Below are 14,397 nucleotides of genomic sequence, written 5' to 3'. Positions count from 1 at the left end.
TGAATGGATTCAGGTTTTCAGCTTATTCTACGCTTACTTCCTTGACGTTGGACTGAACACCGTCAACGAGTTCAACAACGAGAACGGATTTTGCTGGAGTGTGGTTTGTCTCATCAAATGTGAAGGATCCAGTGATACCGGAGAAGTCTGCTTTCTTGATGGCTTCGTTCAGTTCTGCACCCGTCGCACCGGACGTTTCGAGACTGGAGAGGAGCAGGTTGGTTGCATCATAGGCAAGCGCCGCAAACATGCTTGGTTCTTCGCCGTATGCTGCTTTGTAGTCTTCGATGAACTTGGACAGTTCTTCGCTTGGATCAATCGCTGTGTAGGCGGTTGTGTAATAAATATTGTTGGCGTAGTCGTTGCCGATCTGCTGGATGAAGTCAGCGGAGTCAAATCCGTCTGCACCGATGATCGGTTTTTCAATGCCGGCTGCCTTGGCTGCCTTTACGATCTGGGCTGCTTCGTTATAGTAGCCGCCAACGTAAATAACATCGAAGTCGAGGTCTTTGATTTTGGTAATGAAGCTTGCAAAATCCTTGTCGCCGGACTGGTATTCGGAACGGTCGAGAACTTCGCCGCCGAGGCTTTCGAATTCTTCGGTGAAGGCTTCGGCCAGGCCGGAACCGTAGTCGGATACTTCGTTCAGGACAACGGCTTTTTTCGCGTCAAGATTGTTGTAGGCATATTCCGCCATGCCTTTGCCCTGATAGCTGTCTTCAAAGCAGACACGCCACGCATATTCATATGGTGTACCATCTGCCTTGAGCATGGCGTTTACCTGCGTTGCGGAAGGAGAAATTACAGGAACCTGCTTCGATGTCGCAAATTCATACGTAGCGATGGAGCTTGCGGAAGTCGCAGGTCCGACAACGCCGACAACACCGTCCTGTTCGATCAGTTTCGTAATTGCAGCAACCGATTCAGCCGGTTCGCCCTTGTCATCAAATTCAACCGTTTCTACGGTGAAGGGCTTGTCTTCACGGGCGTTGAACTGCTGTACAGCGATTTTCGCACCGTTAATTTCTTTTGTGCCGTAGTCAGCGACCTGACCGGTCAGCTCGAAGTTGAGACCGATTTTAACGGTATCGCCAGCTTTGGCGGAAGAGCCTGCAGCAGAATCTGCGGTACTGCTGCCAGTTGCAGGAGTGCTTGAGCAGCCAGCGAGCATGGATGTGCAGAGTAATGTGGCTCCGGCTGCTTTCCAGAAGTGTTTTGTCATTTTGTTCCTCTTTCTAAAAAGATAGCTTAAATATTAAACGCAAAACCGATAATCTCAACATATCTTCCCGTGCCCTTCCCTTATTTCTGCGTTTTTGTGTGCTTTGTACGTTTTTTTCATGAAAATAATTGAAAATGAAATGAAAACTTCTTGCTTTGGTGTACACGTTTCATTCACATTTGACCCGATTTGGATCGAAAACGCCCGAGTCACCCGTACAACCGTTCTCCCTGCCGTCAAAAAGCGCACTTTTCTTCCCGATCCGATCCTTTCCGAAAACCGTCGTTTCCTTTCCACAAGCAGACGCATTCCTACAAAACCCGCCCGATCGAGCCAAAATTTCGATCGGACGGGTTTTATTCTCTGGTTTTTGCGATCTGCGAACCGTTTCTGTGAGTACCTTACGGGGTGCGGATCGCATTCCAAAGTCAGCGCGACGAGAAAAACTCATCAAACCGGAAGCGGAAAGGCGGCATGCCCAGCGTACTGATAATGGCTTCGCCAATCTGTAGCCGGGTGATATCCACGTCTTCAACGACCGTCGTTTCCCGAATCTGCTCGACCAGTCCTCTTGACGTGATATTGGACAGGAAGCTTGCCGAACGCAGATTCATTCCATAAAGATCCTTGATGTAGCCGCGGGAATTGGAATCGTTGACCCGAAAAGCGAACGTTGTCGCGAAACCGGAAAGAATGCTTCGCGCCAGGTTTTCGCCATACGCTGCCGAAATCTGATCCACGTTCTGAATTCCGATCGCGAACTTGGCGCCCAGGCTTCGTCCAAAATTGACGCCGTCGTCAATGTGTTCGAGATGCGGAAGCAGCCGGAATTCATCGAGCATGAAATAAACGTTTCCTTCGTTGCTCTTGCGGCAGAGCGCTTCCTTGATTGCCAGATCGACCAGCAGCTTATAAATCGGTGTAAGCAGATTGCCGATGCCCGTGTCATATTCGATGAAAATGACACGGCCGCCTTTCTGGCGAACCAGTTCCCGCATGGAGAGCGTTCCCTTCTGCTTAAAATTGCCGATCAGAATTTCCCGCACTGCCTGCTGCAGTTCCGAGACGACGCCCATTGTCTGTCCGGACTTCGGATCATCAATATACGTACTCATCGACTTCAGATCGGGATAGGAAAGAAGAATTTTCTTCATGGCTTCCGGAGAGAACGTATCCAGCATGGAACGGAGCGCCTTGTTATTGTGATGCGCCGCCATTTTCTCGGAGCGGTTCATGTGCAGCATCAGCGCCGTAAACAGGTCTTTCGCCGCATTTGGGAAAAACGGCTGCGAGCTGTTGTGAATCTTGTCATAAAAAAGCGTACCGGCAATTTCGTAGACGTTTTCTTCGACGCGGTCATCGATCATGACTTCGTTAAAGACGTTCCAGCAGTCAAAACCAGCGCCGCCGGTAGCCCGGGCATCGTTGCTGATGACGACATCGCCCGGACAGTAAAACTCATCGTAATAGTCGCCTTTGGTATCAAAAATGATCAGCACATCCTGTCCGGTCAGTCCGGCACGGACATTGCGGATCAGGTGATTGAAGCAGTTGGATTTGCCGCTTCCAATTCCGCCAAGCAGAAGCAGATGGCGTGACAGCATCTGCTCACCCGGACAGAGCAGTACACTGTTCCCGGTTCGAAGCGTTCCGGGAAGGCCGAATTTTGCCGTCTGTTCTACGTAAGTCAGATCATCATGAAGATATTCACCGCTGAGAATCTGTTCGTTGTATTCCATTTTCTTTTCCTTTCTTCCATACATTGAGGCTGAAGCATTGGACTAGCTGGGAGGAATCAGTAGGATATGCCCTTCTGTTCGTCTTCTTCCTCCTCTTTAGAGGAACTCTCCCCGCTGTCTGATGGCAAAGAACCGTCCTCCATGCTGGGCTCATCGGACAGACTCTGATCTTCGGACTGGGCCTGTTCTTCGTTTTCAGATGTTTCTTCTTCCTGATCTGCCGATTCATCCATGTTTACATCATCCGAATGGTTCCGATCTTCCTGTTCTCTCTGGTCTTCGTTTTCGTCGTAAGAGTCGTCCATGTTCAATTCGTCGGATTCGACCTGATCCTCCTGTTCCGTCTCGTCTTCACTTTCCTCGGGAGAATCGTCCATGTTCAGTTCATCGGACTCGACCTGATCTTCCTGTTCGCTCTGGTCTTCACTTTCTTCGGGAGAGTCGTCCATGTTCAGTTCATCGGATTCGACCTGATCCTCCTGTTCCGTCTCGTCTTCACTTTCCTCGGGAGAATCGTCCATGTTCAGTTCATCGGGCTCGACCTGATCTTCCTGTTCGCTCTGGTCTTCACTTTCTTCGGGAGAGTCGTCCATGTTCAATTCGTCGGATTCGACCTGATCCTCCTGTTCAGTCTCGTCTTCACTTTCCTCGGGAGAATCGTCCATGTTCAGTTCATCGGACTCGACCTGATCTTCCTGTTCGCTCTGGTCTTCACTTTCTTCGGGAGAGTCGTCCATGTTCAGTTCATCGGATTCGACCTGATCTTCCTGTTCAGTCTGATCTTCGCTTTCGGCTGCGGATTTGTCCTCGGTCTCTTCGACCGCTTCGCTTTCCTCTTCCTGTTCGCTCTGATCTTCGCTTTCAGCCTCAGATTCGTCCTCGGTCTCTTCAGACCTTTCACTCTGATCTTCCTGCTCAGTTTCGTCTTCACTTTCTTCGGGGGAGTCGTCCATGTTCAGTTCATCGGACTCGACCTGATCTTCCTGTTCAGTCTGATCTTCGCTTTCGGCTGCGGATTTGTCCTCGGTCTCTTCGACCGCTTCGCTTTCGCCTTCCTGCTCGCTCTGACCTTCGCTTTCAGCCTCAGATTCGTCCTCGGTCTCTTCCGCTGTTTTGCTTTCGCCTTCCTGCTGATCCTGGTCTTCGCTTTCGGCAGCTTCTTCCGCTTTCTTTGGTAAAACCTCCGTGTTCAGTTCTCTGTTGATCGTCTGGTCTTCCTGCTCGGCCTTTTCCGCTTCTTTGTGGAAAGAGGGATCCGGCGGCAAGTTATTTATGCCTTCGCGTTCTCCATAAACTGCCTGATGCAGCCGCTGCCATTCCGGATCCCGCTTATACTCCGTCTGGTTTTCCGGACTGTATCCATGATCATCCATGTACTGCTTAAGCCGCTCCTGTTCCGGGGTCAGCAGAGATTTTTCGGAAGCGGGCTTAGCTGGACCAAGTTCTGGATGCTCTGCCTGCCGAATCCGATTGCAGACATCCTTATAGCTGTCCTCTGCTTTATAGTCGATTCCATGATCATCGCAGTATTTCATGAGCATCTCTTTATCGAGATTTTCTTCGATGTTCGGATCCTGTAACTGGCTGATCGCATCCTGAAGGTGTCTGGAATATGAATCACAGGCATGCGATTTTTTATACTCTTCATACATCTGGTCTTTGCCGAGAGTTCTTTCGTTGGATTCAAAAACTTTTCGAACGCCTTCTTCTCCTTTGCGGTCGGCTGTTCGCTCCCCGGACTGGACGTTATAGCGCGGATCCACTTTGTCTTGATTGCTGTAGTAGTTCACGAGCTGATTGCCCGCATCCCGTTTAAAATTGCTTTCCCAGACTTTGACTTCCATGGGATCCGGATGCGTCACTTTTCCGTCGATCGCATCCCGCTGATAGGCGTGATAGTATTCGTGATAAACCGTATTCACCAGTTCGGCCGGCGCATCCGTACGATCGCAGTAATACAGCTGCCCGTTTTCCGCCATATACTGCCGGCCTTCTTCCACAAGGTAGCGGTTGAGGCATACGACATTTTCATTCTCATCAAAAGATCCGAAGCGTCCTCCGCTCATGGGTTCAAACCACATCGGCCGGCGTTCAATCCCGTATTCGTCTGCGACGCGATTGCCCAGCTCCTGCAGCGCTGCCTTCCGGTTTTCGACGCTCATCCGGTTCCAGTTCGAAGAAGCAAAAGACTGATAGAGCTTTTCATCGCTCATAAGCGCAAAGCGCATCTGTCGTAAGTTCATGACTTTCTGCTCCTTTTAGCGCGGTCCCTGCCAGATGAGCCGTTCGCCCAGGACGGGATCTTTTTTCCACAGATCGTAAAGACGGAATGCTTCCACAATTCCTCCGGCTCTGTGAATTTTTTGAATCACAGGAACGGTATATTTTTCATCCGTCTCAAACGGCTCATGATTCATCCATCGCTCCAGTGCGGGTTTCGAGCCGTCTTCAAAGGTGCGCTGAAAGTCTCTGGCGTAATACATTGCCGCCTGCGCATCGAGGTACGGACACTCTTCCTGAATGCGTTTTGCGAGACGATTTACATTAATATCAATCATTTCGATTTCCTTTCCAAAACAAAGACAGGCAGCGAAAGCCGATGCCTGTCTTTGTTGCGATCGCAGAATTTCGATCGGCTATTTCCATTTTTTGATGGCCAGATCGCCCTGCGTCTGAAGATCCTGAATCAGAGCGCCGAGCTCATCCATCATCTTGTTGGTGTCGACAGTCGGGCCGCCGGTCAGCGAAAGCAGCGCCGCATTGCCGAGCATGTTGGTCGGCCCGCTCCCAAACGAAATACTGTTGCCGGTGTAGTTGCTGGAATGAATGCTCAGCTTGAAGCATTTTTGCATCAGGCCGACAATGATCAGTAAGATCCCCAGCCCCATAAACAGAAACAGTACGAGCGGATTGACCATCGCTGCAAAGGGGGAACAGAGAAGAAGAAGTGCTCCGCCAACGACCATCGAAATCTGAATGTCGCGCCCGTAATAGGCGGTAACGCCGGTGACGCCGTCAATCCAGGCCTGCTGAGCGATCCGGCTTCCGCTGCCTTCTCCGTTAAAGAGGACGCGCTTATTCGTTACGGTAAGATATCCCATGCAGCGCGGGGAGCGGATATCGGCACATACGTAGTCCCGGATTACGATTTCCCCGTCCGAAAGAATTACGCCATGACACGTCTTGTCCCGGTTTGGCGCTTCCGCATTTTCCACTGCGCGCTGAGCGACCGGCCGGTAAGCCGCCGAGGCATTATCCACAAACGACTGAACCGAACCGACGACCGCCTGCACGGTCTGCATGGCGGAAGAGGCAGCGGAAGAAACGGACTGCGTCTGGGCGTTTGTCTTTACCGCATTCGAAAACTATCCGTTCTGCGCATTCTGGACGGGCTGCGCGTTCTGCGCATAAGGCGTACTGGATACCGCCCGGGCATTCTGAGGATATCCGGCATTTTTTGCCGGCTGAACAGTTTTGCCAGGCTGAACTCTCTGCGCCGATGCGTTTTGGACCGGATTCGACTTTGCCGGCTGACTGGCCGGAGAGGATTTGGAAACAGGCGTTCCGCAGCTGGTGCAGAACAGCGCCGTATCGGAAATGGGAGCATGACAGTGCTCACAGTATTTCATAATTTTCCTTCTTTCTTTTCTTACTTTTTTCTTTTAAAGCGCAACAGGTACGGAATTAAAGCGCAACAGGTACGGAAAATTGAGCGTCTGGTTTGACACTCACGTTTTCTTTTGACTGTCATTGTCTTTTTTGTACCGTAGCCTTTCCCTGCATCGTCCAATTCTTCTGAAAATCAATCAATTTATGCAAGCGCTGCTCATTCTTGCAATACCGGATTGTACCTTTCGTTTTTCTATAGGCGATGGCTTTTCGAAGCGTGCAAACGAATAATGGATCCCGCCTTTTTGGAAAAAGAAAAAGAGTCTGCAGGTACCATTGCAGTACGTACAGACTCAAAAAGGGTTCACAACAGAGCGGTTCAGAACGGAATTTCCAGACAATCCCGTTCGATCTCTTTCGTTTGTGCGGCGCCTTGGACTGGATGATCCAGTCCCCCGCGCGTAAACAGGCCGTTTAAATAAACGGAGAAAGCAGCCAGAGCGCTCCGCTTTCCATCCAGCCGATCATGGTGGAACGCATCATGGCCAGCGGTCCATCGAGAATGCCGGAGAAAATCACAACCAGAAACAGCAGGGACATCCAGGCAGGCGGATTATTGACTTTGAAGTATTCTCGGTCCGGCAAAAATGCCCAGAAAATGCGGGATCCGTCCAGCGGCGGGATCGGAATCAGGTTGAAGACGCCAAATCCCATGGACATCACCGCGGTCGCGGACAGAAGCGAGATCAGATACGATCCGATGGCAGTGTTCACGAAGCCGCCGGTGAAATAAACCAGCACTTCAAAAAGGAACACGCAGACAAAGGAAAGCAGGAAGTTGGTCATCGGACCCGCAAAAGCGGTCCAGATCATGCCGGTTTTCGGATCCTTGTAGCGGGATGGATCGACCGGTACCGGTTTGGCCCATCCAAAACCAAAGAGCAGCAGGCAGAGCAGACCCATCCAGTCGATATGGTGGAACGGGTTTAAAGAAATTCGTCCGCGCGATTTTGCCAGCGAATCCCCCAGCCAGTAGGAGACCAGTCCATGCGCCATTTCATGAAGCGTCATGGAAAGGAAAACGGCAATCAGATAAATCGAAATCATGCGCAGATCGAATGTTCGAAGGGCAGATAACATAAATTCTCCTTTCGCAAAGCCAGAGCCTTTCAAAGTCATTTGCGTCGAATTCGGTCCATTGGAGTTCGCAAAAGCATTCTTTTTGCGGCTATACATTTTGGGACCGTATACCCATCATACAGAACGCCATCCAAAAGAAAAGGATTCCGGTTTGATTTGGGCACAGTGTAAGAATTCAAAAAGACTCTCCGCGATCGAGACGGAGAGTCAAATTGTTTTCAGATGGAATGGAATACCGTCCTGTCGGATTAGACGTTGAAGCGGAAATGCATCACGTCGCCGTCCTGAACGACATAGTCCTTGCCTTCCAGGCGCAGCTTGCCGGCTTCCTTAACCGCCTGTTCGCTTTCGAGACGATCGATGTCATCAAAGGCGTACACTTCGGCACGGATAAAGCCGCGCTTGAAGTCGGTGTGAATGACGCCGGCGCAGTCCGGCGCTTTCATGCCGCGCTTGAATGTCCATGCACGACATTCGTCGGTGCCTGCAGTCAGGAACGTGCAGAGATCGAGCGTCGCGTACGCAGTCTGAATCAGATGATCGAGACCGGACTGCGGAAGACCGAGATCTTCGAGGAACGCGTCCTTTTCTTCCGGTTCCAGACTGGAAAGTTCTTCTTCAAGACGGGCGCAGATCGGAACGATGCGCGCGCCTTCGGCTTCGGCCATTTTGGACAGTGCCTGGAAATACGGATTGGCCGACGGATCGGCGATGCCTTCGTCATCCATGTTGGCTACGTAAATGACCGGTTTGACAGTCAGCAGACCGTACTGGTGCAGAATCGGCGCTTCGTCTTCCGTAATTTCCAGAGAGCGGGCCGGATTTCCGGCTTCCAGATGCGGTTTAAGACGGGAAAGCAGATTCATTTCCGCTTTGGCGCTCTTATCGCCGCTCGATGCCTTTCGTTCAACTTTGGCAATGCGGTTTTCTGCCGTCGACAGATCGGCGAGGATCAGTTCGAGATTGATAATTTCGGCATCACGAACCGGGTCGACTGAGTTTTCCACATGCGTGATGTTCGGATCGTCAAAGCAGCGAACGACATGGCAGATCGCATCCGTGTTCCGGATGTTCGCCAGAAACTGGTTGCCCAGTCCTTCGCCTTTGGACGCGCCTTTGACCAGACCGGCAATATCGGTAAATTCAAAGGTCGTATAAATCGTTTTCTTCGGATGAAACAGTTCCGTCAGGCGGTCTACGCGGCGATCGGGTACTTCAACGACGCCGACGTTGGGCGAGATGGTCGCAAACGGATAGTTGGCAGCCTCCGCCTGCGAGTTGGTGATGGCATTAAACAGGGTGGACTTGCCTACGTTTGGCAGTCCGACAATTCCTGCAGTTAAAGACATTGATTCTATTCCTCCTTGTTCTGATCCGCTTTCCGGATGACGCGCTTGAGCTTTTTCTCAAATTTGGAACGCGGCATCAGAACGCTGGTCTGACAGCCCTGGCACTTGATTCGAATATCGGCGCCCATGCGAATGATTTTCCATTCTTTGGAAAGATGGCAGGGGTGCTCTTTTTTCATTTCCACAATGTCGCCAAGGTCGTATTGAATATCAGTCATGAATTCCCTCGTGTTTTTTCCAGGCTTCGATGGTGTTGTCGAGAAGCATGCATACGGTCATCGGGCCGACGCCTTTCGGTACGGGCGTGATGACGGACGCTTTCGGAGCCACTTCATCAAATTTTACGTCGCCTTTCAGTTTTCCGTCTACGCGGTTGATTCCTACATCGATTACGATGGCGCCGTCCTGGACATATTCAGCAGTTACAAATTCCGGCTTGCCGATGGCGGCGATCAGAATGTCGGCTTCGCGGCAGATCGAAGGCGCGTCTTTCGTTCTCGAATGGATGACCGTAACGGTGGCATTGGCGTTCTGCAGAAGCTGCGCGACCGGTTTTCCGACGAGATTGGAACGGCCCATGACTACCGCACGCATACCGGAAAGATCAGTATAGCCGGCTTCTTTCAGAATTTCCATGACACCGCGCGGGGTGCATGGAGCGAAGCCTTCGCGGCCAAGTGCGAGCGCGCCGGCGTTCAGCGGATGAAGTCCGTCGACATCCTTGTCGGGGCTGATGGCCATCAGTGCCTTTTCTTCGTTCAGTCCGGAACCAGCCGGCAGCGGCAGCTGGATCAGAATGCCGTCAACGTTTGGATCTTCGTTTTCTTTCTGTACAACGGCTTCGAGTTCTTCCTGAGAAATGTCGGCAGGAAGATGAATGGTGCGATTTTCAATGCCGATTTTGTGGCAGGCATTGGCTTTGCTTTTGACATAGGACTGGCTGGCTGGATTGTCGCCGACCAGAATGACGGACAGGCACGGAAGGCGCAGACCTTTTTCCTTGATCTGATCGATTTCCTCTTTCATGCCTGCCTGCAGTTTTGCAGCAAGTTCATTTCCATAAAGAATCATTTTTCTATACCTCTCTACTGTCGAGTACGATGGTGATCGGCCCGTCATTGAGCAGATCAATTTTCATATCTGCCTGAAAGACGCCCTTCTGTACGGGGACTTCCTGTTCAAGCAGTGCATTAAACTGATCATATAACATGCGCGCCTGCTCTGCAGGGGCTGCTTCGATAAAACTTGGACGATTTCCCTTTTTGCAGGAAGCGTATAAGGTAAACTGCGAAATCGAAAGCACTTCTCCTTTTATATCCAGGACGGAGCGGTTCAGCTTGCCTTCTTCATCGCCAAAGATGCGCATGTTGACAATTTTGCGAATCATCTTCGGCAAAACCGACGCATCGTCTTCCCGGTTAAACCCCACCAGAAGAAGCAGTCCGTCCTGAATCTGGCCGATAATTTCACCGTCCACCGTGCAGGAGGCGTGACTTACGCGCTGAATGACGACTTTCATTCGTCTTCCTCCAGAAGGCAGACAGCCAGAGCGGTCATTCCTTCCTGTCTGCCGACAAAGCCAAGCTTTTCGCCGCGGGTTGCCTTAATGGAAATCTGATCGACGTCGCAGTGAAGAATGGACGCGACATTTTCCGTCATCTGCGCCTTATAGCCGGCCAGATGCGGCTTTTCGGCCATGATTGTCGCGTCGACGTTGCCGATATGATATTTTTTCTCGCGCATTTTCCGATAGACTTCATCGAGAAGCAGCGTCGAGGCGATGCCTTTGTATTTGGGATCGGTGTCCGGGAAATTGGCGCCCAGATCGCCGAGGGCCAGTGCCCCGAGAATGCTTTCCGCAATCGCATGCAGAAGCACATCCGCATCCGAGTGGCCTTTCAGGCCTTTGGGCGAGTCAATCTCTACGCCGCCAAGCACCAGCGGCCTCCCGCTTTCGAGCGGATGAATGTCGATGGCCTGCCCGATTCTCATTCGTGCCATAGTTAACCTCCAGCTTTCGTACCCCGTCCGCCGCATTGGCAGCCGCATAACAGGACGAAAGCTTTTTCTTCCGATTCCAGAAAACGAAAAACACTTCAGACAAAGCCGAATTCTGTATTGAGTTTTAAGCCGGCTTTCTGCCATAAGAGGCCATGCGTCTTTCCGGCAATCCGGCCAGGCAGAGTGAGCGCGCTTTCGTTCCTGATTCTTTCATTGTACGGAAGTTTTTCGCAGATACAGAAATTTGAAAGAAGATCCGGAAATTTCAAAACAGAAAAAGAGAAGAAAAAAAAGAGAAGAAAAAGGAAGGAAGCACCGGGCAGCTTTCAAAGCCCCGACCGATCCAGATTCTTCTGGCTCCAAAGAAAAAGACGAATCCGCATAATGGGCAGATTCGTCTAGATCTTTGAACTTCAACCGTTCAACGGAAGGATCGGCTTGTTTTCGGTCGGCCTAGCGGCAGACCTGAATAAATGCATAGTAAGAATAATTTCCGGTTTCTACCGGTGCAATTTTGGTATAGCCTTTGCCGTCAATGACGTAGTTTCCATGGACGGCCATGCCGTTTCCAATGTAAATGGCGATATGGTCCAGACCGTTCCCGCCCTGTTCATAGTAGATCAGGTTGCCTGGCTGCGGCGTATCCGTGTAGTAGCCGTACATCGCCGCATAATCCTTTGGCCAGAGCGACATGGCATCGCTGACGCCGGCTTTTGCCAGAGCGAGCTGAACGACTTCCGTGCAGGAGAGTCCGTCGGTCGTTCCCACCAGGCTGAGGGCCGACTGGGCGATGGCCGCGTTCAAAGCGGAGTAATCGCCGGCAGGCTTATTGTCATCGTCACCCGGCTGATTCTGCCCCGGATCGACATTGCTGGGCGGATTCGGGGTGATGGGCGGCTGCGGATTCGGATCGTCGATCGGCGGCTGATCGTCAGGCGGATTATCCGCTGGAGGCTGCGCGTTTGGATCATAATCCGAAGGAAGGTCGTCTTCCGGAATCTGGGTAACGGCAGAAGGATCGGTCTGAACCGGATCGGTGACAACCGGAAGAATCGGCTGTACCGTGATCGTTTCGTCCAGATTGATCGCATCGCCGGTCATCGCCTGATCGGCGCTGTTATCGGCTTCGACGCCGCTTTCCGGAATGGATTCGCCTCCCGCTACGGACGCATTGCCATTCACAACCGGAACCTGTGCCACGGGAACCTGTTCTGCAGGCATATTCGCTGCGGGCTGTGCTGCCGGCTGCTCAGCGACAGGCTGTGTAAGAACAGGCTGCGCATTCATCGCTGCGTCGGCAACGACAGAATCCTGCGTTTCCAGCGTCTGCTCAGAAGAAGCATCCGCGTTCGGGTCGAGATCTGCGCTCTGTGCGGCGGGATCCTCGGACTGGACTTCTGGATTGGGGTCTGCCGGTTCACTCTGAGTTTCGATCAGAGCGACAGCGGCTTTCTCGCGATCCTGCGCTTCCAGACGGGCCAGTTCCCGACGGGCCACATCTTCGGCCTGTGAATCGGTAAGTGTTCTCTGTTGGACTGCATCAGACTGGGATGCTGGTGCTTCGAGATAATATTTCGTATCCAGCTGGACAGGGCTTGGGGTTTCCTGCGCGGCATAGACTTTATCGTCCAGTCTGTTCTGCGCTTCACTGGTGGTGAAGGCAGTGATCGTGGAAACCGTGGCTCCGATCACAGACAGAGTACATATAGCGGCTGCTGCCTTAACGGCAGATGGTTCGTTTGCCTTCATCTCAATACCCTCCAAACTTTTGTATGCGATCCCTCCATTTCCTATCTTAGGCGACTCGAAAATGGCGGACAACAACGGGGTGAATTTTAATATACATTGTCGCTTTAAAAGAAACAGCCCCGAATCCTGTCCAGATGCCGGAGCACTTATAAAGATAGTATAAAGATTCGGGGTGAAAAGGGTAAAGGGAAAAGACTGAAAGTTTAGTTGTGTGAAGCGAAAAAGTAAATTTCATGCCTGGCGCGAAAAAATGGAAATTACTTTTATGGAAGTTCCATTTCAAAATGCATTTCGTTTCGTCTTGCAGCTCTTGTTTTTTTGCAGTTTAAAACTGGTCCAAAAAAGCGAAAATCGGATTTGAAAAATGGGCCGCCTGACTTTTGCGTACTCCATAATGGTGGACTGGAAAGTGCATACTCAGATGACAGTTTTCAAATCCATCGATTTACGGATACAGGAAAACTCATCCAGAAGAGCAGCTGCGCTGCGCTCGATCTCGAGAACCGCTGGTGAGAAGTATTACAAAACAGCCCAAAACCTGAATCAGAGGACCTGATTCTGGCTTTGGGCTAAATAGCTCAAACTGATTTTTTTCTGATTTTTTTGGAATTTTGAACTCAAACGTCGGAATCTTAAACTCAAAAAACGGAATCCTGAACCGAGAATTCAGAATATCGAACTCAAACTGCGGATTCTGCAACTGAAAAGAGCAGTCTTCTTCAACCCAAAGTGGACCAGTTTTCAATTGACAAAAATATCCGCGTTCTCCTTTTTCTGAAAATTCATTATTTTAATATTTCTCAGAATGAATATTATCCCAGTTAATATCTTCTATGGAGTGAGCGGGCAGTTGGTAATCTACATTTCCTAACGATAAGATACAAAGCGGTTTCATATACTCTGGTATATCGAATTTCTCTTGAAGTTTTCCTCAAATTCTTTGCCGTCTACGGCATCTCTTGCTCTCACTTGGATCCAGCAGCTTCCAATTCCTAAAGCATCGGCGGCAAGGTGCATATACGACGCAGATATAGCTCCGTCTTCAATCCACAAATCTGTCTTCTGGGTATTTACAAGCACAATAATTGCAGCACCTGCATGGCGAAGCATAGCTGCAGCCTTTCGCATACTTGCGATTTCATTTAACAGATCTTTATCTTTTATTAGTATCAGTTCTACAGTCTTGAAATTATCCCCTGTTGGAGAAATAAGTCCAACTTCCATAATTTGTTTTAATACAGCTTCATCAATCGGTTTTTCGCTGTATTTCCTATAACTTCTTCTTGTGCGAAACAAGTCTAATACTAAATTCATCTGTATACCTCCTGATCTGTTTTACAAAAAAACACCATTGCATACTTGTAATGCCTGACTGATAGGGTATGTAAAGAATTTTGTGTAAATTCGTTTTTTGGTAGTTGAAACATTTGGCCGTTTCGAAGGCCCGAAACACCTCGCTGGACGATGAGCGATTGAAAATTTCTGGAGCGGCCCTTTATAGCGGGCGCCCCCTGCTAGACTTGTGACGTCCCTGCCAGGGTGGCATTTTTTCGACGGCGGGGACGTCTTCAGGGGGGTGCAGGGGGAG

The 14,397-nt window shown here is 50.6% G+C and carries 14 protein-coding genes; all 14 read right to left on the bottom strand.

Annotation, left to right across the window (positions count from 1 at the left end; genetic code table 11):
- Positions 1 to 22: 22 nt before the first annotated feature.
- The 14 genes from Afil_RS06815 to Afil_RS06750 all read right to left on the bottom strand — a co-directional run bounded on the left by Afil_RS06815 (position 23) and on the right by Afil_RS06750 (position 14,123).
- Positions 23 to 1,222 (bottom strand): ABC transporter substrate-binding protein, encoded by a 1,200-nt coding sequence (locus tag Afil_RS06815; RefSeq protein WP_230267819.1) that lies wholly within the window; start codon positions 1,220 to 1,222, stop codon positions 23 to 25.
- 428 nt (positions 1,223 to 1,650) lie between these two features.
- Positions 1,651 to 2,961, bottom strand: coding sequence for a type IV secretory system conjugative DNA transfer family protein (locus tag Afil_RS06810; RefSeq protein WP_230267818.1), 1,311 nt, complete (start codon positions 2,959 to 2,961; stop codon positions 1,651 to 1,653).
- Positions 2,962 to 3,017: 56 nt separating this feature from the next.
- The gene (locus Afil_RS06805) at positions 3,018 to 5,204 is read right to left on the bottom strand and encodes a midas domain-containing protein (protein WP_230267817.1); all 2,187 of its coding nucleotides are present in this window, start codon (positions 5,202 to 5,204) and stop codon (positions 3,018 to 3,020) included.
- 15 nt (positions 5,205 to 5,219) lie between these two features.
- Positions 5,220 to 5,519 carry a hypothetical protein gene (locus Afil_RS06800; RefSeq protein WP_230267816.1) on the bottom strand — a complete coding sequence of 100 codons (300 nt, stop codon included), beginning with the start codon at positions 5,517 to 5,519 and terminating at the stop codon, positions 5,220 to 5,222.
- Between the two features lie 78 nt (positions 5,520 to 5,597).
- On the bottom strand, positions 5,598 to 6,263 hold the full coding sequence (locus Afil_RS06795; RefSeq protein WP_230267815.1) for a PH domain-containing protein: 666 nt from the start codon (positions 6,261 to 6,263) through the stop codon (positions 5,598 to 5,600).
- A 63-nt stretch (positions 6,264 to 6,326) separates the two neighbouring features.
- On the bottom strand, positions 6,327 to 6,590 hold the full coding sequence (locus Afil_RS06790; RefSeq protein ID WP_230267814.1) for a zinc-ribbon domain-containing protein: 264 nt from the start codon (positions 6,588 to 6,590) through the stop codon (positions 6,327 to 6,329).
- A 454-nt stretch (positions 6,591 to 7,044) separates the two neighbouring features.
- Positions 7,045 to 7,710, bottom strand: a complete 666-nt coding sequence (locus Afil_RS06785; protein ID WP_230267813.1) for a site-2 protease family protein — start codon at positions 7,708 to 7,710, stop codon at positions 7,045 to 7,047.
- Positions 7,711 to 7,958: 248 nt separating this feature from the next.
- The gene (ychF, locus tag Afil_RS06780) at positions 7,959 to 9,059 is read right to left on the bottom strand and encodes a redox-regulated ATPase YchF (RefSeq protein ID WP_230267812.1); all 1,101 of its coding nucleotides are present in this window, start codon (positions 9,057 to 9,059) and stop codon (positions 7,959 to 7,961) included.
- Positions 9,060 to 9,064: 5 nt separating this feature from the next.
- A complete protein-coding gene (locus tag Afil_RS06775; RefSeq protein WP_230267811.1) occupies positions 9,065 to 9,277 on the bottom strand; it encodes a DUF951 domain-containing protein in 213 nt (70 codons plus the stop codon).
- Positions 9,270 to 10,130 carry a bifunctional methylenetetrahydrofolate dehydrogenase/methenyltetrahydrofolate cyclohydrolase FolD gene (gene folD / locus Afil_RS06770; protein ID WP_230267810.1) on the bottom strand — a complete coding sequence of 287 codons (861 nt, stop codon included), beginning with the start codon at positions 10,128 to 10,130 and terminating at the stop codon, positions 9,270 to 9,272. Before folD ends, Afil_RS06775 begins: the two co-directional genes overlap by 8 nt.
- Before the next feature lie 4 nt (positions 10,131 to 10,134).
- Entirely contained in the window at positions 10,135 to 10,578 is a 444-nt protein-coding gene (gene dtd / locus Afil_RS06765) for a D-aminoacyl-tRNA deacylase (RefSeq protein ID WP_230267809.1), read from the bottom strand.
- Entirely contained in the window at positions 10,575 to 11,051 is a 477-nt protein-coding gene (gene ispF / locus Afil_RS06760) for a 2-C-methyl-D-erythritol 2,4-cyclodiphosphate synthase (RefSeq protein WP_230267832.1), read from the bottom strand. Before ispF ends, dtd begins: the two co-directional genes overlap by 4 nt.
- Positions 11,052 to 11,513: 462 nt before the next feature.
- Positions 11,514 to 12,809, bottom strand: coding sequence for an NlpC/P60 family protein (locus tag Afil_RS06755; RefSeq protein ID WP_230267808.1), 1,296 nt, complete (start codon positions 12,807 to 12,809; stop codon positions 11,514 to 11,516).
- 891 nt (positions 12,810 to 13,700) lie between these two features.
- Positions 13,701 to 14,123 (bottom strand): nitroreductase family protein, encoded by a 423-nt coding sequence (locus Afil_RS06750; protein ID WP_230267807.1) that lies wholly within the window; start codon positions 14,121 to 14,123, stop codon positions 13,701 to 13,703.
- Positions 14,124 to 14,397 lie beyond the last annotated feature (274 nt).

The organism is Allobaculum fili, from assembly GCF_020969955.1.
Lineage (GTDB): Bacteria > Bacillota_I > Bacilli_A > Erysipelotrichales > Erysipelotrichaceae > Allobaculum > Allobaculum fili.
This window is presented reverse-complemented; position numbering and strand designations above follow the sequence as displayed.